The organism is Bacteroides sp. AF39-11AC, assembly GCF_003474285.1.
In the GTDB taxonomy this organism is placed as follows: Bacteria; Bacteroidota; Bacteroidia; order Bacteroidales; family Bacteroidaceae; genus Bacteroides.
The window spans coordinates 472,799-495,432 of the sequence record NZ_QROH01000002.1 but is presented as its reverse complement, the minus strand read 5'-3'; the positions used below and the strand labels follow the sequence as shown (position 1 = coordinate 495,432).

15 protein-coding genes are annotated in these 22,634 nt (G+C 41.3%); 11 read left to right on the top strand and 4 right to left on the bottom strand.

Features of this window, described 5'->3' with window-relative positions; all coding sequences use genetic code 11:
- Positions 1 to 90 precede the first annotated feature (90 nt).
- Positions 91 to 1,272, bottom strand: a complete 1,182-nt coding sequence (locus DW036_RS04640) for a phage integrase SAM-like domain-containing protein (RefSeq protein WP_118461684.1) — start codon at positions 1,270 to 1,272, stop codon at positions 91 to 93.
- 289 nt (positions 1,273 to 1,561) lie between these two features.
- Here DW036_RS04640 and DW036_RS04635 point away from each other — a divergent pair, with 289 nt between their 5' ends.
- The 6 genes from DW036_RS04635 to DW036_RS04610 all read left to right on the top strand — a co-directional run bounded on the left by DW036_RS04635 (position 1,562) and on the right by DW036_RS04610 (position 13,308).
- A complete protein-coding gene (locus DW036_RS04635) occupies positions 1,562 to 4,738 on the top strand; it encodes a TonB-dependent receptor (RefSeq protein WP_118461682.1) in 3,177 nt (1,058 codons plus the stop codon).
- A 32-nt stretch (positions 4,739 to 4,770) separates the two neighbouring features.
- The gene (locus DW036_RS04630) at positions 4,771 to 6,876 is read left to right on the top strand and encodes a RagB/SusD family nutrient uptake outer membrane protein (RefSeq protein ID WP_118461680.1); all 2,106 of its coding nucleotides are present in this window, start codon (positions 4,771 to 4,773) and stop codon (positions 6,874 to 6,876) included.
- Between the two features lie 217 nt (positions 6,877 to 7,093).
- Positions 7,094 to 7,783 carry a hypothetical protein gene (locus DW036_RS04625; RefSeq protein ID WP_118461678.1) on the top strand — a complete coding sequence of 230 codons (690 nt, stop codon included), beginning with the start codon at positions 7,094 to 7,096 and terminating at the stop codon, positions 7,781 to 7,783.
- Between the two features lie 2 nt (positions 7,784 to 7,785).
- Positions 7,786 to 10,518, top strand: coding sequence for a TonB-dependent receptor domain-containing protein (locus DW036_RS04620; protein WP_118461676.1), 2,733 nt, complete (start codon positions 7,786 to 7,788; stop codon positions 10,516 to 10,518).
- A 6-nt stretch (positions 10,519 to 10,524) separates the two neighbouring features.
- Positions 10,525 to 11,673, top strand: a complete 1,149-nt coding sequence (locus DW036_RS04615) for a DUF4249 domain-containing protein (protein ID WP_118461674.1) — start codon at positions 10,525 to 10,527, stop codon at positions 11,671 to 11,673.
- A gap of 12 nt (positions 11,674 to 11,685) precedes the next feature.
- On the top strand, positions 11,686 to 13,308 hold the full coding sequence (locus DW036_RS04610) for a hypothetical protein (protein WP_118461672.1): 1,623 nt from the start codon (positions 11,686 to 11,688) through the stop codon (positions 13,306 to 13,308).
- Between the two features lie 15 nt (positions 13,309 to 13,323).
- Here the strand turns inward: DW036_RS04610 and DW036_RS04605 are convergent, their stop codons facing one another.
- Positions 13,324 to 14,004: an SGNH/GDSL hydrolase family protein gene (locus tag DW036_RS04605; protein WP_187374552.1), complete on the bottom strand. Its 681-nt coding sequence runs from the start codon at positions 14,002 to 14,004 to the stop codon at positions 13,324 to 13,326.
- Positions 14,005 to 14,040: 36 nt separating this feature from the next.
- Positions 14,041 to 16,080: a beta-galactosidase gene (locus DW036_RS04600; RefSeq protein ID WP_369905953.1), complete on the bottom strand. Its 2,040-nt coding sequence runs from the start codon at positions 16,078 to 16,080 to the stop codon at positions 14,041 to 14,043.
- A 237-nt stretch (positions 16,081 to 16,317) separates the two neighbouring features.
- Here DW036_RS04600 and DW036_RS04595 point away from each other — a divergent pair, with 237 nt between their 5' ends.
- From DW036_RS04595 to DW036_RS04580, 4 genes are all read left to right on the top strand, one after another.
- A complete protein-coding gene (locus DW036_RS04595) occupies positions 16,318 to 16,998 on the top strand; it encodes a DUF4450 domain-containing protein (RefSeq protein WP_118461666.1) in 681 nt (226 codons plus the stop codon).
- Complete coding sequence (locus DW036_RS04590; RefSeq protein WP_118461664.1) at positions 16,995 to 18,416, top strand: glycoside hydrolase family 28 protein; 1,422 nt, start codon at positions 16,995 to 16,997, stop codon at positions 18,414 to 18,416. Before DW036_RS04595 ends, DW036_RS04590 begins: the two co-directional genes overlap by 4 nt.
- A gap of 57 nt (positions 18,417 to 18,473) precedes the next feature.
- Positions 18,474 to 19,601, top strand: a complete 1,128-nt coding sequence (locus DW036_RS04585; protein ID WP_118462042.1) for a glycoside hydrolase family 88 protein — start codon at positions 18,474 to 18,476, stop codon at positions 19,599 to 19,601.
- 133 nt (positions 19,602 to 19,734) lie between these two features.
- Positions 19,735 to 21,012, top strand: coding sequence for a rhamnogalacturonan acetylesterase (locus DW036_RS04580; RefSeq protein ID WP_118461663.1), 1,278 nt, complete (start codon positions 19,735 to 19,737; stop codon positions 21,010 to 21,012).
- Between the two features lie 116 nt (positions 21,013 to 21,128).
- Here DW036_RS04580 and DW036_RS04575 read toward each other — a convergent pair whose 3' ends face one another.
- The gene (locus DW036_RS04575) at positions 21,129 to 21,794 is read right to left on the bottom strand and encodes a Crp/Fnr family transcriptional regulator (protein ID WP_118462040.1); all 666 of its coding nucleotides are present in this window, start codon (positions 21,792 to 21,794) and stop codon (positions 21,129 to 21,131) included.
- Between the two features lie 174 nt (positions 21,795 to 21,968).
- Between DW036_RS04575 and DW036_RS04570 the strand changes: the two genes are divergently transcribed.
- Positions 21,969 to 22,568 (top strand): MarC family protein, encoded by a 600-nt coding sequence (locus tag DW036_RS04570; RefSeq protein ID WP_118461661.1) that lies wholly within the window; start codon positions 21,969 to 21,971, stop codon positions 22,566 to 22,568.
- Positions 22,569 to 22,634 lie beyond the last annotated feature (66 nt).

Genomic DNA, 22,634 nt, shown 5'->3' with positions numbered 1-22,634 from the left:
TACGAACTCGCATCTATAGAATACGGAGATGATACGGAGTAAACGCGGTTCGGATACGGTTGAGGCTTTGAACTAAGATTATTCAAATTGCTATTTTATCAACTGATCGAAAATTGCCCTGAAAACTTTATCCGCGTGTTCCTGCATGATTCGTATATAGTTAAATATAGGCCGGTTGTTTTTCATGCTATGTCCTATACAATATTCTATCTTTTCTATTTCGATCCCCATATCATAGCCATGTTGGGCAAATGTTTTTCTGGCGGAGTAATAAGAGACTTTCCTGTTAACTCCCGCCAAATTCGCCACCTTATATATATGTCTGAAAACTAAACTATAGACTTTTTCATAAGATGAATACCTGCCGAAGACCAGTTTTCCATTATCTGAGATATAATTATCGATGATTACCTGCGCTTCCGGCTGAATGGTAAAAGCTATTTCATTCTCACTCTTTTTACTGTTCCGCGTCTTATGGCGTACATACCGCATACTGTTTCGGTTCTTGAAATTATATTCCATCAAGTCTCTCAAATTAATGCCTCCTAAATAATAGGTAAGCATAAATATGTCCCGGGCCATTATCTGTGTTGGCTTGAATAATTTCACATCACGTATCCTTTTCAATTCTTCCACAGTCAAATCCAGTTCTCTGACATTGCTAACGGGCATTTTGAAAAGTACAAAAGGGTGAACCCGATAACTCACATAATTCATTTTGTCGGCATAATTGAGTATTACCTTTATTAAAGTAAGGTAGATTCTAATGGATGTTTCCGATAATCCCTCATCTTTCATCGTATTGGCAAATCCTTGTATTTGCAATGGATTCAATTGTACTAAAGGAAAATCTCCTTTCATGTATTTTAGGAATTTCTTATAAGCTATATAATATAGCTTATAAGATTTCTTTTGTTCTTCAGTATTCATGAGGGAAAGATATTCATTTGCCACAGTCTTGAAAGTAATACCTGTTTTTTGTTGTTCGCGAGTGATAGTATGTATTAGCTCTGTACACGATAAAGTTGGCAAATAATGAATGGATGATAGGATTTCTTCATATTCATAGATTATCTTGCGGAGGCAAGTGTTAATATTTGCTGCATTTTCGTGCCTGACAACTTTGCCATTTTTCATTTGGCTAGCAGAATCCAATATAAATTGAGTTGAAATATATCTGGTTTGCGAGCGATGCGCTACTGCAATTCTTATTCGATGTTTTCCGTTGGATAGCTTTTTAGTTGGTACAATTACTATTGAAAGATTAGCCATATTCGTTTTTGGGTTTATACGTTTCTTGATACAATATTAAAGTAACAAATCTAATAATAAAATACCCGGAATAATCAAAATGCTACGAGGACTAATCATTTTGATTTTATTCACAGTCGTTGATACTATTTTTCAGTTGAAAAGATTAAATTTTCCATGCTTTGACACAATCCTACATTCCCTTTTTTGTCTCTTGCTTGTATATTTGCAACACTTTTTCACAGACAGGAGGCCTTAAATCTCCTGAGAGAATAGAAAACTAACTTTTGTTTAACTTAATAATTAAAGTATGAAAAACAGCAAGATTTTAAGTCTGTTTGGTCGCATGGGTAAACTCCAGCGGCTGTTCCTCATTGCTTTGTTATCGGTATTGGCTATAGGAGCCGCCGCACAAAGTAAAACAGTTTCAGGTACTGTGGTTGATCAAACTGGCGAACCGGTTATTGGTGCCAATGTTCTGGTGAAAGGCACTACTAATGGTGTGATTACTGACTTGGATGGTCGATTTACCCTTTCTAATGTGCCTAATAATGGTACGATTTCTATTTCTTTTATAGGTTATAAGGACCAAGAGATTTCTGTTGCCGGGAAAACAAATTTCCAGGTGACATTGCAGGAAGATAATGCAATGTTGGATGAAGTAGTAGTAGTGGGTTATGGTGTTCAGAAGAAGAGCGACGTAACGGGTGCTTTGGTAAGTGTAGGAGCAGAACAACTGACATCTCGTCCGGTTAATAATGCTTTCGAAGCATTACAAGGTAAGGCTGCCGGTGTGGATATTACTACGAATGAGCGTCCGGGTGAATTAGGTAGCATACGTATTCGCGGTAGCCGTTCACTTGTTAAAGATGGTAATAATCCGCTTTATGTAGTAGATGGCGTTCCTTTGATGTCAGGTTCTGGAATTGAAACGTTAAATCCGCGGGATATTGAGTCTATTGATATCTTGAAAGATGCGTCGGCAACTGCTATCTATGGTTCTCGTGGTGCCAATGGTGTTGTTATTGTTACTACTAAGCAAGGTAAGGAAGGTAAGTTCCAAATTGATTATTCGGGAACAGTGACTATTTCTAATATTGTAGATAAGAATCCGGCTATGTCAGCTTCAGATTATGTCACATATCGCCGTTGGGCTGCTTATAACTCGAACACTGAAGAATATGCAAGTCCTTATTCTCCTACAAAGGAAAATGATGAGTTATTATTTGGAGGCGATACCTATGCTTTGGCTAATGTAATGAAAGGTTGGGCTGGTGGCTCATGGGATGGTTCGAAAATGGCGAATACAGACTGGACTGACTTTGTAACGCAAACCGGAGTTTCTCATGAACATACGTTGAGCGCAAGTGGAGGTACTGATAAACTGAATGCTTATGCTTCATTCGGTTACCTTAAGAATGAAGGTACGCAGATAGGACAATGGTACGAACGCTACACTGGTAAAATTAGTGTGAATATTAAGCCTACCAAGTGGTTTACTATGAATGCCTCGATCAATGCAACTTGGAGTGAGCAAGATTATGGTATGTCAACATTGAAAGGACAATCAGGTTCAGTGCCTGATGCTATCTATGGTGCAGCTAAAGGACTTATGAATTATGCGGTGCCTTATGATGATAACGGCAATATTATCTTCCAGCCGGGCGGGACTATTTCCAATACTGTGGTAGGTGAATCAGAAAAGTCTACTCAACAAAGACAGACTTTTCGTGCATTGGGTAATTTCTCAGCTACTCTTGATTTGGGTGAGATTTATGAACCATTGAAAGGACTCCGTTACAAATTTAGTTTTGGACCAGACTTTCGTCATTGGCGTGAAGGTGCTTATATTGATGCCACATCGGCTAATCGTGGAACAGGAGCTAATAGTTGGGCACGTTTAAAAAATAGCCGCGATATCTCTTGGACTCTGGATAATATGATTATGTTTGACCGTACATTTGCTGAAAAGCATAAAGTAGGAGTCACATTGCTCCAGACAGCTTCAAAATGGAATAATGAAAATAGCAGTATGGAGGCTGAAAACATTCCTCGTCCTGACTATTTGTGGAATGCGTTCAGCAATACAAATAACAGCCCGACGGAAGCAGGTAACAAAGTGGGAATAGGCTCTGGTATCACCAATCGTCAACTTACTTCTTATATGGTTCGCCTAAACTATGGTTTTAATGAACGTTATCTGGTAACTGTAACAGGTCGTTGGGATGGTGCTTCTCAGTTAGCAGCAGGCCATAAGTGGGATTTCTTCCCGTCAGCATCTGCTGCATGGCGTATTAACCAGGAAGATTTTCTTAAAGATGTTTCTTGGTTGGATAATTTGAAAGTTCGGTTCGGTGTCGGTGTGACTGGTAATTCTACGGTTTCTCCTTACGTCACAAAGGGTGGTATCAGCAGTATTATGCTTCCTTTCAATGGAATTTCTGATTACCTTGCATATACATTCAATGAACCTTATTATGTGGACATGAGTAAGAATGGAATGACAATGGCAAATCCAGAGTTGGGCTGGGAAAAAACAACTCAATATAATTGGGGTATAGACTTTGGTTTCTTTAATAGTCGTATCAGTGGTAGTTTGGATTTCTATATGTCAAGAACCAACGACTTGTTGATGGGTGTGACTATTCCTACGCTGACAGGTTTTAATACGACTTATGCAAATGTGGGTAAGACTAAAAACCATGGTGTTGAAGTTTCTTTAAACCTTATCCCCGTGCAAACTGGTTATGGACTTACATGGGAATCAAATATCAATGCTGCTTATCAAAAAGATAAAATTTCAGAGTTAGCGTATGGTAAGAATGATATGCCTGATAATAGTTGGTTTATTGGACAGTCTATCGGTGTTCATTACTCTTATGCAAATGCAGGCTTGTGGCAAGATACTCCTGAGGATCAGGCTGAAATGGCTAAGTTTAAGGAAAAAGGCGGTTACAATTTCTCTCCGGGTATGGTACGTCCGGTCGATCAAAACGGTGACTATGTTATTGGTGATGAAGACCGTGTGGTTTTAGGTAATTCAAATCCTCATTGGACATTAGGTTGGACAAATACACTTTCATGGAAAGGCATTGAGGCTGGCATCACTCTTTATGGTCGTATGGGATATATGGTAAGCGGTCTGGGCAATGGACTGACCGGTGAGTATAATATCAATAAAAAAACAGATTATTGGACACCTGAAAATACAAATTCGGAATTTCAAAAACCGATTTATAAGAAATCAGATGAATTTGCTAATTTGTTGGGCTATCGTGATGCGGCTTTTGTTAAAATCCGGAATATCTCTTTGGGCTATAATTTCCCGAAAACTATTTGTAGCAAAATGGGAGTTGGAAATTTGAAAATTTATGCGCAAGCTGTAAATCCGGGTAGCTTATATCAGTCTATTGATTGGTATGATCTTGATACAAGCAATACTTACTATAACCGTAGTTTTGTATTTGGTTTGCAGGTAGGTTTCTAATTATGAAAACATATATATTAAAAGATTAAGTTATGAATAAAATAAAGAATATCGGACTGGGTCTCCTGACCTTATCAAGTGTGATGTTTACTTCTTGTGGAGAAGATTTCCTGAAAGAAGAACTGAATACACAGTATTCAACAGACTATTTTCAAACGGCTGAAGGTCTTGAAGCTTTAGCGGTATCCCTTTATGGAAATATTCGTTGGCATTTCGGATATGAGCATGCTTATGGTATTACTCTTTACGGTACGGATGAATTTACTATGGGGGGTGATAATACCTCTTGGATATGGAATACTTATGAACCGGCTTTGAATCCCTTGAATTATACAACTGCTTTGGGAGCTCCTAATGCTAACTGTCCGGGAGTTTCGGGGCTGTGGGATGAAATGTACTTCGGTATAGCATCATGTAATACGATTATTGCCAATGCCGATCTTGTACCTGATGAAACGGTGCGTAATCGTTGTCTGGCACATGCTTATTTTCTGCGTGGCTATAACTTCTATCGATTGACAGCACAGTATGGTGGTTGTGTATTGCAAACCACTCCTGCTGTGGGTGTAGTACGCAATTTTACTCGTTCTACAGAGGAGGAGTGTTGGGGACAAGTTATTTCAGACCTTCGTAATGCCTATAATTATTTTACAGGTGAAGAATTTACGTATGGCAAGGGAATTACTTGGACAAAAGCCACCGCTGCCCATTTCCTTGCAAAGGCTCTTTTATTCCGTGCTTCCGAACGTTGTTCCGGTTGGAATGGCAAATATGTAGAGAATGATTTGAAAGAAGCTATCGATGCATGTACATATGCAATAAATGCTCGTGGAGCATTAGTAGAAGACTATAGTGATTTGTACGCAAATTGGTCTGGTGTTGATTGCGATATAGAGCAGACTAATGAAATACTGATGGCTGCTGGACATAATGCCAATAGCTCGACAACCGGACGTTTTGGTAATCGTACTTATAATTATTTCACTCCCCAATATCGTACTGTATCTAATCAGTGGACACAACGTGGTCAGTTTATCGGTGGTATGGAGTTCCAACGTTGTCGTCCAACAGAATATGCTTATGCTGTATATGATCATGTGGATGATGCCCGTATGTGGAAAACATTCCGTACTATTTATGGCATCAATAAGATTGTTGATACAAAACTTGCGACAGAGAAAGGACTGGAACTTGGTGATCCTTCAATTGTTATGATTCTTAATACTGAAGAAGACGGCACTTACAATGAGTATAAATTTGGTGCAGGCGCTTTAAATCCTAATTGGTATGATAAAGATAATATATTGGGTTTAGGTGGCAAATGGGCTCCTGCATCGCTTGTATTGTATCAGAATGGAGAGTATGTAGGTAATACCTTTGGTACTACGGCAAGTAATGCATCTAACTTCTTTGCCGGTATTAATAAAACAGATGACTGCTCGCGCACAGGAGAAAAAGGGGATGCCCACCGTGATGTGACAATGGCTCGTTTAGGAGAGACTTATTTGGTACGTGCCGAATGTTACGTTCGTCAAGGCGAATATGATAAAGCTAAAATAGATATTGATGTTGTTCGTAAACGTGCTCAATGGAAGAATGGTGAAGAACGTGATACATATATTAGTACGGATGATTATTTTGCAAAGGCTAATTCAACCGCATCCAATACTTTTAAGACACAGGTGAAAGATGGTTCATCTTATGTGGCATCGTTGGTGGAAATGAATAAATGGTCTAATATTCCTAAGAATACCTATTATTTATCTAATCCAAGTTTGCAAAGAACAACTGCCGCTTCGGATCTGACAGATTGGTCATTCGATAATTTCCCTGATGTTGATAAAAAAATATTGGATAAATTGAATCTTTCTGATAAGAAGGAACGTGCTATCAACTTTATTCTGAATGAGCGTACACGCGAATTATTGGGTGAATGGTTACGTTGGGAAGATTTGTCTCGTACCAATACCTTGATTAAACGTGCCAAGGCTTTCAATCCGGAGACGGTTGCTAATATCAAAGAAAACAAGCATGAATATCGTCCTATTCCGCAATCATTTATAGATGGTCTACTCAATGAGGATGGCACAAACTTATCTGATGCACAGAAAAAGGCTTGGCAGAATCCGGGATATTAATTTATCTCACAATAGGGTTAGACTAATATAGGTTTATTGATTTGTAATGGGCTGTCTCTCCGTAAATGGGTGGGGCAGCCCTTTTCATTTGCCCAATATGGGTAATTTGTTTAATAAACCTAAATATGTGCTCTTAATAGTTATCAAGTTCGTCTATATTGCTTACTTTAGACAACTAATAGTCCATTAAAGAACTTTCCGTTAATCTTAATATCTTATGAATATTAGAAAAGCGCATCTACTTATTCTGTTATGCACATTCTGTATCCTTTCTCCGGTGTATACGCAGCAGCCACTTTTTGATGAATTCAAAAAATCGGCGGGAGATTATGCAGCTCTTTATACCAGTAAAGTAGAAGTGAGCTACAGCCCTTACTTTTATATAAATCATCCTTATTGGGATACGGATGAATTTCAGGAAGGGGCAGTTTGCTATGATGGATCACTGTATACCGATATGCAGCTCCGGTATGACACCTTTAAGAAACAACTGATTGTGATTACCCCTGAAAAGCGGTTGCTTCTTGAGGTCGATATGAGGAAAGTTAACTACTTTGTCATTGGAGATAAAAAGTTTGTTCCACATGGCAATACTTTTGCTGCACAATTATATGATAGCCCACAGATGGGATTGACCCAGTATGTTTTGTGTAGGATGGGAGCATCCGTAGAGAAGGATAGAATCAGTTATAAACAGTTCGATAAAGTGGTGCGTTTTGTGCTTTCTAAAGAGGGGGTAGAATATACAGTGACTTCACGTTCCAGTTTCCTAAAGCTCTTTCCGGATCATAAAAAGCAATTGAAAAGATATGCAAAGGATCATTTTCTGAACTTTAGTACTCTCTACCGCGCAGAGGCTTTGACTGCATTAACCCAATATGCTGATTCTCTAATCAATAAGAAATAATTATGACAGTATATAAAATAAGATATATAGCAGTCATTCTGTTTATTATATCCCCTTTCGTAGTGCTGGCACAACAGCAGAATACAGACAGCATTTCTATCTTTGAACTGATGGATGCTGTTGAAAAGAACACATCTTGCCGTATTTATACTACGATTGCAACCCCGTTCAAGGTGAAAAAGTCTGAGACATCGAAGCCTACTGCCGAGAGTTTGCGGCAGGCATTGGCTGCCACACGCTATAAAGTCACTGTTTATGCCGATCAGATATTTATTTTGCCGGAGACGTTTTTATCTACCACTCTTACTCCGGTTCTGAAAGGGGAGCAGATAAAGGATAGTGAACAGGTTTCTTCTTTTATTCCTATTGTGAAGTCTTCTTCTGAAAATAAGGTATATGAAATAGGAAACAGGTATAAACCTTCTCCTGAGGCGACTGTTCTTCTGAATGGAAAAGTAACTGATTTTAAAACAGGACAGGAACTGGAAGGTATCAATATTGTTCATCGTGAACCGTGGGTTGCTACTGCTACCGACCGTCAGGGGAATTTTACCATTCTGCTTCCTGTCGGATACAATACGATTGAAATCAATGGATTGAATATAAAGGAGACTCGCCGGCAGTTTATGCTCTATGGAGAAGGAAATACTCACATAGAACTGGAAGAAGAGGATCATTTATTGGACGAAGTTATCATTGTTTCAGGACGTATGCAGAATGTGAAAAGCACTCAGTTGGGAATGGAAAAATTCCAACCCAGCTTACTGAAGAATATCCCTACTGCAATGGGTGAAGTGGATATACTGAAGATGCTTCAGACACTTCCGGGCATCAAGACAGTAGGAGAAGCGTCTAGCGGTTACAATGTGCGTGGAAGTGCGGCGGATCAAAATCTGTTACTACTGAATAATGGAACGATTTATAACCCGAATCACTTGTTTGGCTTCTTCACAGCTTTCAATTCGGATATGATAAAGGATGCGGAACTTTATAAAAGTAGTATTCCCAGCCAATATGGAGGACGTATTGCATCTGTGCTGAATATAACCAGTAAAGAGGCCAGTAAGGAGAAGTTTACAGGTTCGGCGGGTATCGGACTGGTGACCAGTAAACTGAATCTTGAAATACCAATCATTAAAGAAAAGACATCGCTTCTTTTGAGCGGACGTACCACTTACTCGGACTGGATGATGAAGGTGTTACCTGAAAAGAGTGGTTATCGCGATGGTAAAGCCGGATTCTATGATTTGGGTGGTGTATTCTCACATACTTTGAATGAGCGTAATAAATTAAATATATATGGTTATTACAGCCATGACCGTTTCGCTTTTAACGATAATCAGAAGTATGCCTATAACAATATGAACTTCTCTGCCAACTGGAGAAGTATATTCTCAGAGAAACTAACGGGAAATTTCTCTTTCGGTTATGACCATTATGATTACCGGAATGATGAAACTGTGGAAGAAACAGCGGCTGCACGGTTGTCGTTTGCCATTAATCAGTGGTTTGGGAAAGCGGATTTCAGCTACAAAATAGACGATAACCATACGTTGAATTTCGGCCTTATGAGCCAGTTCTACAATATAAATTCGGGAACTTACGAGCCGTTACATGAGAACTCGCTGGTTAGGCTCGATCAGCTTCAAAAGGATAAAGCATTGGAAAGTGCTATTTACATCGGAGACCAGTGGGAGGTAACTTCTAAGTTATCTGTAAATGCAGGTATTCGTTATTCCATGTTCAACCTGATGGGGCCGCGTACTTACCGTACTTATCAGGATGGTATGCTGCCTTCTTCCACTACTGTCGTTGACTCAATATCGGTTGGTAACGGAAAAGTGGTTAAGACTTACCAGGGACCGGAATTCAGATTGTCTGCCCGGTATGCTTTCAATGATGATTTCTCTGTCAAGGCAGGCTTTAATACAATGCGGCAGTATATTCATAAAGTGTCGAATACCACCATTATGTCGCCTACAGATACCTGGAAGCTGAGTGATACGAACATAAAACCTCAGAATGGCTGGCAGCTGGCTGCCGGAGCATATTACAACACGCCCGGTCAGATGTTAGAGCTATCGGTAGAGGGGTACTACAAGAAACTGAATGATTATCTGGACTATCGCAGTTCAGCAAAGTTGGTGATGAACCATCATTTGGAAACAGATGTGATTAACACAGAAGGGTATGCTTATGGTGTTGAGTTCCAGGTAAAGAAACCATCCGGTAAGTTGAACGGATGGGCAAGCTATACATATTCTCGTACTTTCCTGCGCCAGAATGATCCGCGCATTGCACGTCCTGTGAATAATGGCGAATGGTATCCGACGGAATATGACAAGCCACATGACTTCAAACTGGTAGGAAACTATAAATTTACCCGTCGCTACAGCCTGTCTTTCAATATGGATTACAGTACGGGACGTCCAACTACGATTCCTGCCGGACAATATTATGATCAAGGTCTGAAGAAGATGCAGGTTTATTATACGGACCGCAATAGCTACCGGGTTCCCGATTATTTCCGCCTCGATCTTGCCTTCAATGTGGAGCCAAGCCATCATTTGACTTTATTGACGCATAGCTCTATTTCTTTCGGTATCTACAACCTGACCGGAAGGAAGAATGTCTACTCCATTTATTATGTGTCCGAAAAGGGTAAGATACAAGGATACAAAATGTCTATTTTCGGAGCACCTATTCCTTTTGTCACTTATAACATTAAATTCTAAAGAGGTATGAAGAGAAGAACGAATATATTAGTCCTGGCAAGTTTGCTATGGATCACTTTAAGTAATTGCATTGATAAGTTTGATGCAAAACTTCCGGATGGTAGTGTAGGGCTACTGGTGGTGGAAGGAAATATCATATCAGATAGTACTGTCGTATTTTCACTGAGTCGTACCTTTTCTCTAAACGAAGAAAGTATCCCCGGGGATTATAACCAGATAGTAGCTGATGTCAGTGTTGTGGGAGATGATGGTTCGCGTATAAAGGGGGTATCCATGGGTAACGGACGCTATCAGGTACAGATAGGTCCTTTGAATCAACAAATACGTTATGGAGCGGAGATTGTGTACGAGGGGGATACATATACCTCTGAACTTCAGCATCCGATAGAGACTGCGGCCATAGAGAGTGTTACTTTTAATCAGCCGGAAGACTACGGGAATATCTACATCTACCTTTCCACACAAGCAGCAAAGGGTAATGAACCTGCTTATTATCTTTGGTCTTATGAGGAAGACTGGGAGGTGAGGACGGCATTTTATGTCCAATGGTTCTATGATCCGGTGACAGATGATGTGACGACTTATGAAAAGGCTCCCTTTGCACGAGGCTGGACCCATGCAGAATCGAACAAAACGCTTGTGGGTTCTACAGAATCGAATGTGACTAATTTGATAAAGGATAAGAAAATCTATTTTATTGCTTCCAACAATCTCAGGGTTTCGTATTATTATAGTACGTTGATGAAGCAAAGAGCCTTATCGAAAGGAGAGTTTGAATATTATGAGAATAAGGCGAAATTGAGTGAAGATATGGGAGGACTGTTTACTCCGCAACCGTCGGAACTGCCTACCAATATCACTTGTAGTAATCCGGATAAGCAGGCAATAGGCTATGTGGGAGTCAATATGAATGTAAGTGAGTACCGCCTTTATATTTCGAACAGTGAGATACAGTATGACAATACGTACGACTGTAATCTTTTGGAAGATACGGAAGGTAAAAGTAACCGTGATTTGTATATGGAAGGATATCGCATTGCTTATTTGGATATGTTAGGTTATGAGTGGGCTAAAAAAGGGTGTACGGATATTCGCGATTTAGGTGCAACTCTCAATAAACCTTCTTTCTGGCCGTTACCGGACAGGGATTATTAATACCAGAGTATTATGAGAAAAATTATATCTATCATCGTTTGTTTAGTTTCAGTGTTGACCTTGCAGGCTCAGACTACTGAACATATGCGAATATATACAGATAAAGACAATTATCTGGCAGGAGAAGACATGTGGATAAAGGTTTGTGTGACCGATTCATTGCAGCGTGAAAGTCAGATAAGCAAGGTGGCTTATGTCGAAATCAGTGATACGCATCAGGCGTATGCACAAGGAAAAATAGCCTTGAAAAATGGGGTGGGATGGGGACGTATCAAATTTCCTCAAACCATGCATTCGGGCACTTATCAGCTTATGGCGTATACTCGCTACATGAGAAATCGGTCGGAAGATTGTTTCCCCGGAAAATACATTGCCGTACTGAATGCTAATCAGGCTACGGAGGAAGATGATGTAGAGTTACTAACAGATTCTATTTTACGGATCTCCGAAAATCTGCCGGCTTCTTCGTTACGTTCATTAACAGAAAAATCTGTATATGGTAATCGTAGTAAGGTAACATTGAAGCTGTCGGGATTACCGGATAATATGCGGGATCTGACTTTATCTGTGGTGAGGAAAGACTGCACATTACCACTTTTCCCATCCCTGGGGAGTTTGCAAAAAACGAATACCGGTTCATCTGCTCATCTTATTGCCGAATGTGAAGGACATATAGTGACCGGAAAATTAATAGGGGCATCTGCCGATTCAGTGGATGCACGGTTATCATGTGTAGGTAAGGACATACGGATCTTCGATGGGCAACTACAGCCCGATGGTACTTATGTTTTTTATACTTCCGGAATCACGAATATGCAGGATGTCGTGTTGACGGCTTTGCCGGAAAGAGGACGTCCGGGCAGATTGGAAGTAGTCTCTCCTTTTGCCGGATTATTACCCGAAAGTCTTCCTGAATTACGTTTGGCATACGACGAAGAAGCACTGATAGAACGTAGTATCGGAGCGCAGTTGCATGCTATTCTGCCGGTAGATTCCACTCAGAATCAGAGTATATTGGAACAGTTACATAATTTTTCTCCTTCGATCAGTTATAATCTGGATGAGTACGTTCGTTTCAATACAGTACGTGAGGCCTTTATAGAGTTTGTGATGGGAGTACGCGTAAGTAAGGTAGAAGGTGAAACCATTATCAGAATATTGCAGGAAGATATTAAACGATTCAGTAGTTTGAAAGCGTTAGTGCTGATAGATGGAGTTCCCATTGAAAACCATGAAACGGTATTGGATTACAATGCGCGCTTATTGCATTATATCCACCAATATAGTGGCAGGTATACATTTGGTGGTAAGCTGTATGAGGGAATCGTTTCATTGATTACACATAAGGGAACTCTCCCCGGACTGCGTCTGGATGAGAATTCCCAGTTGTTTGCTTATGAGTTTCCTCAGAACCGGCCTGTTTTTATGACTCCGGCATATGATTCGGAAGAACAACTAACATCCCGTATTCCTGATTTCCGTCATACACTTTATTGGAATCCGGATATAACTCTTACGACGGATGCCGTTAGTTTCTATACATCGGATATGAAAGGAACTTATGTGGTGACTTTGCAGGGAATCACGGATAAGGGTGAAGCGGTTAAGATACAAAGTGAATTTGTGGTGAAATAAAATACACCATTCGTCTTAATACTGTAATATAAAGTTTTCCGCTACTTTCAGGAAGCGGGCATGGCCTTTTGCATTCAGATGTGCCGTGTCCTTCTCTCCCTGGAAATATATTTTCCTGAAAGCATCATTGTCGGCATAGATGCCTCCCTTCCTGGCGCAATCAAAGATGGGAATGCTGTAATTACCGCAGACTTCCACCATGGCGTCTATCACTTTCTCGGAGTCACTTCCCTTGAAGTCCTTACAGTTCCATCGGGTAAAGAAGAATATTTTGGCTGTGGGATATTTCTCTACGAGTCCTTTGCAGAGTATTTCCAGCTTAGCCTTGAAGTTATCTATCCCTCCGATGGAATCGAGTTTGAAAGCATCGTTATGTCCTCCGATTACGATAACATAGTCGAGGTTGTCTGCCATCTCTTTATATCTTATGTACATGGCCTCGCCCCAGCGCGGGCTGGAATAAGCAATGCTATTCCCATTCCTGCCATAATTGAAGTATTCCATGCCATGTTTTTGGGCAAAAGCGTAGTGCCAGGTATTTTCAACAGGTTCTTTGTGGTTCTTCACATAGCTGTCACCAATGACTCCGATACGTTTTCCTTTCAGATCATCCGCTTGCGGGTGAGTGTTTGCTGTCTGTGCGAATCCCGTGAGGGCGGACAGGCAGAAGATGATAAATAATAGTTTCTTTCTCATGATACTTATTGTGTATAAATAGATGTGCGGCTTAAACTATTGCTTTGTTGCAAATACCAGTACTCCTGCTGTCGGAATATCTGTTGTTCCTATCAAAGTTTTGGCTCCTGCAGGAAGATTGAAGTGATAGGGCTTGTCGCCATAATTGAGAACTATTCCCAAACCGTTGCGATATTCCATCGTTACTCCATACGGCAGATCCATTACAGATATATTCAGTTTTGCATAGAGCTTTTTGAGTACATCTCTTTCTAAGGTTCCGTCCGTGCTGTCGATTCCTACATAAGTGATAGTACCTTTACCAAGTTTGCGGGTAGTAATGGCTGGTTTTCCTTCATAAAATTCTTCGATATACTTTCCCCAGGTCTGGCAATCCTTACCCGGTTTCAGTATCTCTCCCCAGGTATTCCAGGGGTATTCTTTACCATCCATCACAAACTTTCCCGGTTCTTCGGGGAGCAGAAGGTCGTAAAACTCCATTTCATTTCCCGTCAAATCATAGATCAGCGAACCGAAAGGTGCTTCGGGCAGACGGCCGTAACGGTCTTTCTGTGCTGTACGGCAGGTTAATACCAGATTACCGCCATTCTTTACGTATTCAGTCCAACGGTCTACCAATGCTTTGTCTGCCATCTGATAGGCAGGAGCAATGACTACCGGATACTGTGACAGGTCTTTGCTTTCATTAATGATATCGACCGGAGCTCCGAAGCTTTTTAGCGTACGGTAATACTTGTCAATGTGTGCCATCGTATTCCAGGTACGGTTCTGCTTCTGACGTTCGATGCTCCATGCATTTTCGTGATTGAAAAGTATGGCGGTGCGACGGGCTTGGTAATCGGTGGGTTTCACATCACGTGCTTTTGCCTGTGTACGCAGTTGTTTCACTTCTTTGATGAATTGTTCGAATTCATGTCCTCCGGGGGTGATGGTAGTACCGTCTGTGTTGGCAATTCCGTAATGGTACTGCTCTGTTCCGTAAAGCGGCTGGCGGTAACGGTACGTACAAATAAAGTCGCTTCCTCCTGCAAATACACTCCAGAGCCACAGGCGGACAGCGCCGGGAAGTGGTTGTGGATTAATACCTCCCCAATTTACTTGTCCCGGTTGCAGTTCCATTACTCCGTAAGTTCCTTGCACGGGGCGGAAGAAATCGTTGGCAAAGGCAATGCGTAACGGATTTCCCACCCGGTATCCGCGACGTCCGATGCCTTCGTTGTCGCCATAAACCATGTAGCGGGTGTAGCTTACGAAATCCAGGTCGGGACTTCCACCGATATGGCCTTCATCATAGTTGGGGATATAATTGGTGGTAATCCATTGGTTGCGGGCATGCTTCTTAATCAGCAGGCATTGTTCGTTCAGGAAGTCATTGGTTTGTCCGGCGGCAAAGCGTCGGTAATCCAGTATTTGATGATGGTTCATAAACATCTGGGCAGTCTTGGGAAGGGTGATTTCGTCAAAGGTCGAATAAACTTCACTCCAGAAAGCAGTACCCCAGGCATCATTCAGTTCTTTGATAGTATTGTGATACTTGTTTTTCAGGAAGTTGCGGAATGCTACTTCTGCCACCTCATTATAATCGAACTGTACGGCAGGTTCGTTATCAAGCTGCCAGCCTACGATGCGGGGATCATTGCCATAATGTTGTGCCAGCTTTTCTATCATTTTGTAGGCAAGTTCCCGATACCGTGGAGAAGCGAATGAAGCATGCTGGCGGGCACCGTGGTCGAGGATTGTACCATCTTCATGCTTAATCAGGATTTCAGGATATTTACGACTTAACCACACGGGTGGGGTAGCGGTAGAAGTACACATCACTACTTTTAGTTTGTACTTGTCTGCCAAAGCGATTGCCTTGTCCAGCCAGGCGAAGTCATATTTGCCTTCTTCCGGTTCCAGTTGCGCCCAGGCAAACTCGGCAAAGTGGGTGAACTCAAAACCTAAGTCATGCATCTGCTTGAAGTCACGTTCCCATTGGTTTTCGTCCCAATGTTCGGGATAGTAGTAGACACCGGTCAGGGTGAGGTCTTTGTCATTGAACCAAGTGGACTGTGCAAAGAGCATTCCGCTCATCAGGTATGCACAAAGTAGGGTGAAGATTTGCTTTTTCATGGATGTTTTTCTTGTTGGATTTATATGTACGCAAAGGTAAGTGACTCAGGAAAAAGAGCCTATGGAAAATAGTGCAATTTCCTGCAATATAGGACTCTTTTAGATGAATTTCCATGTAAATGTACATGTTTCCATTTATTGAAACTGTGAAATGGCCTATTTTCGCAGCATGAATTAATTAACGGAATACTGGATACTATGAAGAGAAGCATCACGATATTATTATTGTTAGTTCTTGTGCTGGTGGAAGTGAAAGCACAGGTGCTTCCTTTTCGTTTGTCTAAAGGGGCGGGTACTTTCCGGCTCGGAATAGTAGCAGGTGATGAAAGCCGTTGGTTGGATGAATGTAATTTGAAGAAAACGGGAGACCGGATATATATCATAAAGGATGCATTGTTAGAAAAGGGTGAAGTTAGGTTGGTAATATGTCCTTTGGCAGATACGAAGGGTTTTGTAATGGAGGTTTCCGGCTCCCGTTTACCCCAAAATATATCTTTGTGTTGGGCTTTCGGAGCCTGCAATGAAGATGAAACTCTTTCGAAAGAAGGAAATATAATCTCTCCCGGGGCTTGCCGGGACAATGTATTCAGTGATGAAGAGAATGCTGTCACTGTATATTATGGCGAAAGCATGGGTTTGCGGGTTGCTTCGGGAATCGTGCCTATTGGTTCTGAACTTCGCTTGTCGGATGCCCGTCAGCAGAAAACTCCACTTGAATTGTATCATTCGGGAAAGAAAACAGATGCTCCTGTACTTTCCGGCTTCTACTCTTGGACTGCGCAAGAGAATTGTTACTTCTGTTTCTATAAGCAGAATGCCAAGGCGGATTATAATTACTTTATGTTATCGGAATTATTTCTAAAAGAAAATAAGAGATGAAACGTTTGGTTGTATTCATATCGGTTTGTTGCTGGGTGTTACTGATGCAGGCATCCATCCATAATGTGAAAGATTATGGAGCCAGTGCCGACGGGGTGACCATTGATTCGCCCGCCATTAATCGTGCCATCTCTGCGGTTGCCGGTGAAGGTGGTGGAACCGTATATATCCCTGCCGGAGAATATGCCTGCTATTCCATACGGCTTGCCAGCCATGTTCATCTTTATCTGGAACAGGGTGCACGCATCATTGCGGCATCGCCTACTCCGGAGGGTGGATATGATGAGGCTGAGCCGAACGAACATAACCGCTATCAGGACTTTGGTCATAGCCATTGGAAAAACTCCCTGATCTGGGGAATCGGCATAGAAGATGTGACTATTAGCGGTCCCGGACTGATCTATGGTCGTGGACTGACTCGTGAAGAAAGTCGTTTGCCGGGAGTGGGAAATAAGGCTATCAGCCTGAAGCTTTGCAAAAATATCACACTGAAAGATTTCTCCATGTTGCGTTGCGGGCATTTTGCCTTGTTGGCTACCGGAGTGGATAATCTGAGTATCATCAACCTGAAAGTGGATACCAACCGTGACGGATTCGATATAGATTGCTGTAAGAATGTCCGTATAATGGGATGTAGTGTCAACAGTCCGTGGGATGATGCGATTGTATTGAAGGCATCCTATGCTCTCGGAAGTTTCAGGGACACGGAGAATGTGACGATTTCCGATTGCTATGTTACCGGTTACGACCGTGGAACGATGCTGGATGCCACATGGCAGCGCGATGAACCGCAGGCGCCCGATCACGGCTATGTAACGGGACGTATAAAGTTGGGCACTGAATCCAGTGGCGGCTTTAAAAATATTGTTATTACAAACTGTATCTTTGAGCGTTGCCGTGGTCTTGCACTTGAAACGGTGGATGGCGGTCAGTTGGAAGACATTGTCATCAGCAATATCACAATGCGGGATATTGTGAATGCCCCTTTCTTCTTGCGCCTTGGCAAACGTATGCGTAGCCCCGAAGGAACTCCGGTAGGTTCAATGAGACGAATTCTTATCAGTAATGTCAATGTATTCAATGCCGATTCACGTTACTCTTCCATTATCAGTGGGGTGCCGGAAGCATGGATCGAGGATGTAACTTTCAGCAATATCCATATTTATCATCAGGGAGGCTATACGGCAGAAGATGGCAAGCGTATTCCGCCTGAGAATGAAAAGACTTATCCGGAGCCATGGATGTTTGGTACTATTCCGGCAAAAGGTTTTTATATCCGTCATGCACAGGGAGTGACGCTGGATAATGTACATTTCCATTATAAACAGCCGGATGGACGTCCTTTGTTTGTGACGGATGATGCCGAAAGAGTGGTATACCGGAATATAACCGTGGATGGTGAAGGGTACAATAATTAGTGTGAAACAATAGGTAGATTAAGATATAGAACAGTATTAATGAGTAATAACCACATCATGAAAAAGAAATTGATAGGAGTTTTCCTCTTTATGAGTCTCATTTGCGGGAGTGTCAGTGCACAAGGATTACCCGACAGGAAAGAGACACTTAAAACTTTGGTAAAAGTGAATGATTACTTCATGAAGAAGTATGCAGATTATCGTACGCCGTCTTATAATGGTATTATTCGTCCCAGCAATATCTGGACGCGGGGAGTATATTATGAGGGATTGATGGCGCTACATTCCATTTTTCCACGGGAAGATTATTATAATTATGCTTATCAGTGGGCTGATTATCATAAATGGGGAATGCGCAACGGAAATATTACCCGTAATGCCGATGACCAGTGTTGCGGACAGGTTTATATCGATTTGTATAATATTTGCCCCAATCCGGAGATGATTAAGAATATCAAGATTAATATCGATATGGTGGTTAATACTCCGCAGGTGAACGATTGGTGGTGGGTAGATGCCATACAAATGGCAATGCCTGTTTATGCTAAATTGGGAAAATTGACAGGAGAGCAGAAATATACTGATAAGATGTGGGAGATGTATAGCTATACCCGTAATGAGTATGCCAAGAATGGCCTGTTCAACCCTAAAGACGGACTGTGGTGGAGAGATCATGACTTTGTTCCGCCCTATAAAGAACCGAATGGGGAAGATTGCTATTGGAGCCGTGGCAATGGCTGGGCGTATGCCGCCTTGGTGCGGGTGTTGGAAGAATTACCGGCAAATGAGCTACATCGTGCAGATTACATCAATGATTTCCTGACTATGAGTAAGGCAATCAAGAAATGTCAGCGTAAAGATGGTTTCTGGAATGCGAGCTTGCATGATGAAACAAACTTTGGCGGTAAAGAAACGAGTGGTACGGCTTTATTTGTTTATGGAATGGCTTGGGGGGTGCGCAATGGGTTGTTGGATAAGAAAGAATACCTCCCTGTATTGTTGAAAGCCTGGAATGCAATGGTACAGGATGCTGTTCATCCAAACGGTTGTTTGGGCTATGTACAGGGAACAGGAAAGGAACCTAAAGACGGTCAGCCGGTGACTTATGATAAAATACCTGATTTTGAGGATTATGGTATCGGCTGCTTCCTGTTGGCAGGAACCGAAGTATATAAATTAAATTAATTAGTAACAGATTTCATAGATTATAGTATAATTGATTAAAAAGTCAATTAGGGGGGAAGGAGGGGCTGTGAAGTCGTTCCTTTTCTTTTTCTTTGCATAATAAATTAAGTAACTAACATAAAATGAAAGAGATATGAGACAGATTTTTACATTGTTAATTTTAGAATTATTGTTTGCTTCCGGTGCGGGAGCGCAAAGTTATAAGTTCGACTTTACTTCTGGTAAAAAAGTGAAGGACGGATATATTAAGATTACATCTGCCGACCGGTATGATCAGACAAAAGGCTATGGATATGACTTGTGTCCTTCTCCTGAAGGAAAGAGTAAGGCTCCTTTCTTCTTTTCTATAGCCGTACCGGATGGGAATTATCATGTTACGGCTATTGTAGGCAGCAAACGCAATGCAGGAGAAACAACACTTCGTGGAGAATCACGCCGTCTCTTCTATGAGAACGTGAAAACGAAAAAGGGGGAATTACTGCCCTGTTCCTTCACTATAAATAAGCGTGATATACATATCTCCGACAAAGAAGACGTACGCATCAAGCCGCGTGAACGTAGCAAACTGAACTGGGACGATAAGCTGACTTTAGAATTCAACGGAGATGCTCCCCAGTTAGCAGAATTGATTATTGAGCGTGTGGAAAATGTTCCTACGATCTTTTTATGTGGTAACTCTACTGTAGTCGATCAGGACAATGAACCCTGGGCCAGTTGGGGACAGATGGTACCTCGCTTTTTTACAGATAGCATTTGCTTTGCAAATTATGCTGAATCTGGCGAATCTGCCAATACTTTCATTGGTGCCGGTCGCTTAAAGAAAGCTCTGACGCAAATGAAACCGGGCGATTATATCTTTATGGAGTTCGGTCACAACGACCAAAAGCAGAAAGGTCCTGGTAAGGGTGCTTTTTACTCTTTTATGACAAGCCTGAAAACTTTTGTAGATGAAGCCCGTGCACGTGGTGCCCAGCCTGTATTGGTAACTCCTACTCAAAGACGTAGTTTTGATGAAAACGGAAAGATAAAGGATACCCATCTCGACTTTCCCGATGCAGTACGCTGGTTGGCAGAAAAGGAAAATATACCTTTAATAGACCTGCATGATATGACACGTGTGTTGTATGAGGCTATGGGAGTAGAGGAGTCCAAACACGCTTTTGTTCATTATCCGGCAAATTCTTATCCCGGACAAGATAAACCATTGGCGGATAATACCCATTTTAATCCGTATGGAGCCTATCAGATTGCTAAATGTGTAATTGAAGGTATGAAGAAAGCCGGATTGCCTGTTGTGAAGTTCCTGAGAGCAGATTACCAGGGATATAACCCGTCACAGCCGGATAATCGCGACTCTTTTAAATGGAATAACATTCCGTTTACGGAAGTGGAAAAGCCGGACGGTAACTAAAGAAGGCTTTAGAATAAGAATTACGCGAATGATACAGAACTGATTTCTTTAAGAATTCAAAGAAAATATCTGTATTATTCGCGTAATCTATGTTATGATACTTATAAAAAAGGCTTTTAGGGGATCAATCTTTCTAAGTCCGGAATCACTATTTCGCCTCGGTGTAGCTCCAGTAAACCATTTTCCTGCATGCCATTCAATGCTTTTGATACACTCAGGCGTGTGTCATTAATAGCATTGGCAAGTTCCTCCATCTTTATTTTCAGTATCTTTTCTCCCGAGGGACGTTCAATGTGTGAGAGTATAAAATCGGTAATACGAGCTTCAAGCCTTTCCGGAACTTCCGTCCACAAACGATTGTAGCAGGTTTGTGCCCGGTTACTGATAATATTCATATAGTTGAGTCGGAAGATTTCGTATCTGAACAAATCGTTCATCACAAATGCTTTACTAATAGTTACGGTATGTACTTCTGTATGGGCTACATGAGTAGATACATAAGATGTATTCATACCGAACAAGGATTGTGGCTCGATCAGGTAAGGAGCCTGAAAGAACTCTGTAAAGGTGTAAGAATTATCTGTAGATGAGGTAGATGAAGCGATTTCCCCGTTTAAGATAAATACCAACTGTACACATGCTGTACCTTTTTTAACTAAAATTTCGCCCGCCTTATGCTTGGTGAAATGTAATTTTACTTTTCCCAATATACTGGTGAAGTCCTCATGGGCGAGTCCTTGAAATAGTGGCAATTGGAGCAGGGTGTCATACATCGTTTCCATATCTTTATCAACTTCTTGTTTGAAAACAAATGTAGGCATAATAGCTATTTACCGTAAACACTTTGCCTCTCTTTTTGTTTTTTTTATTATTTCTTAAACGTGCTATTCATTCAGGTAATTAAATCTTGTGGAATGCATAAAAATCGATTATCTTTGCAAAAAAAGGAGGGACACATGTTTGCAGCATTTAACTTACAACAAATGATTAGTGCATTTATCGTACTATTCGCAGTTATCGATATTATTGGTTCTATTCCTATCATTATCAATTTGAAGGAAAAAGGTAAAGAGGTGAACGCATTGAAGGCCACGTTGATATCTTTTGCGTTATTGATAGGCTTCTTCTATGCAGGAGATATGATGTTAAAGTTATTTCATGTGGATATTGAATCGTTTGCCGTTGCGGGGGCATTCGTTATTTTCCTGATGTCTCTGGAGATGATTCTGGATATAGAGATATTCAAGAATCAGGGGCCGATTAAGGAGGCTACTTTAGTGCCGCTGGTTTTCCCGTTGCTGGCAGGTGCAGGTGCTTTCACTACATTACTTTCTCTTCGTGCGGAATACGCCAGTGTTAATATTATCGTTGCTTTGGTGTTGAATATGATATGGGTGTATTTTGTCGTTAGCATGACCGGGCGTGTAGAACGCTTCTTGGGTAAAGGCGGCATTTACATTATCCGTAAGTTTTTCGGTATCATTCTATTGGCTATCTCGGTAAGGTTGTTTATGGCGAATATTACTTTGCTGGTAGAGGCATTGCATAAAACCTGATAAAAATAGTTTTCTTGACTTGATACAGATCAAATTCGTTGCTTTATTGAATACATATTTGGAAAA

Bases quoted from the DNA above. Each gene is read 5' to 3' on its own strand.
- DW036_RS04610 (WP_118461672.1), top strand. From the start codon at position 11,686: ATGAGAAAAATTATATCTATCATCGTTTGTTTAGTTTCAGTGTTGACC.
- DW036_RS04630 (WP_118461680.1), top strand. From the start codon at position 4,771: ATGAATAAAATAAAGAATATCGGACTGGGTCTCCTGACCTTATCAAGT.
- DW036_RS04605 (WP_187374552.1), bottom strand. From the start codon at position 14,004: ATGAGAAAGAAACTATTATTTATCATCTTCTGCCTGTCCGCCCTCACG.
- DW036_RS04590 (WP_118461664.1), top strand. From the start codon at position 16,995: ATGAAACGTTTGGTTGTATTCATATCGGTTTGTTGCTGGGTGTTACTG.
- DW036_RS04640 (WP_118461684.1), bottom strand. From the start codon at position 1,272: ATGGCTAATCTTTCAATAGTAATTGTACCAACTAAAAAGCTATCCAAC.
- DW036_RS04625 (WP_118461678.1), top strand. From the start codon at position 7,094: ATGAATATTAGAAAAGCGCATCTACTTATTCTGTTATGCACATTCTGT.
- DW036_RS04595 (WP_118461666.1), top strand. From the start codon at position 16,318: ATGAAGAGAAGCATCACGATATTATTATTGTTAGTTCTTGTGCTGGTG.
- DW036_RS04575 (WP_118462040.1), bottom strand. From the start codon at position 21,794: ATGGAAACGATGTATGACACCCTGCTCCAATTGCCACTATTTCAAGGA.
- DW036_RS04570 (WP_118461661.1), top strand. From the start codon at position 21,969: ATGTTTGCAGCATTTAACTTACAACAAATGATTAGTGCATTTATCGTA.
- DW036_RS04580 (WP_118461663.1), top strand. From the start codon at position 19,735: ATGAGACAGATTTTTACATTGTTAATTTTAGAATTATTGTTTGCTTCC.
- DW036_RS04615 (WP_118461674.1), top strand. From the start codon at position 10,525: ATGAAGAGAAGAACGAATATATTAGTCCTGGCAAGTTTGCTATGGATC.
- DW036_RS04635 (WP_118461682.1), top strand. From the start codon at position 1,562: ATGAAAAACAGCAAGATTTTAAGTCTGTTTGGTCGCATGGGTAAACTC.
- DW036_RS04600 (WP_369905953.1), bottom strand. From the start codon at position 16,080: ATGAGCGGAATGCTCTTTGCACAGTCCACTTGGTTCAATGACAAAGAC.
- DW036_RS04620 (WP_118461676.1), top strand. From the start codon at position 7,786: ATGACAGTATATAAAATAAGATATATAGCAGTCATTCTGTTTATTATA.
- DW036_RS04585 (WP_118462042.1), top strand. From the start codon at position 18,474: ATGAAAAAGAAATTGATAGGAGTTTTCCTCTTTATGAGTCTCATTTGC.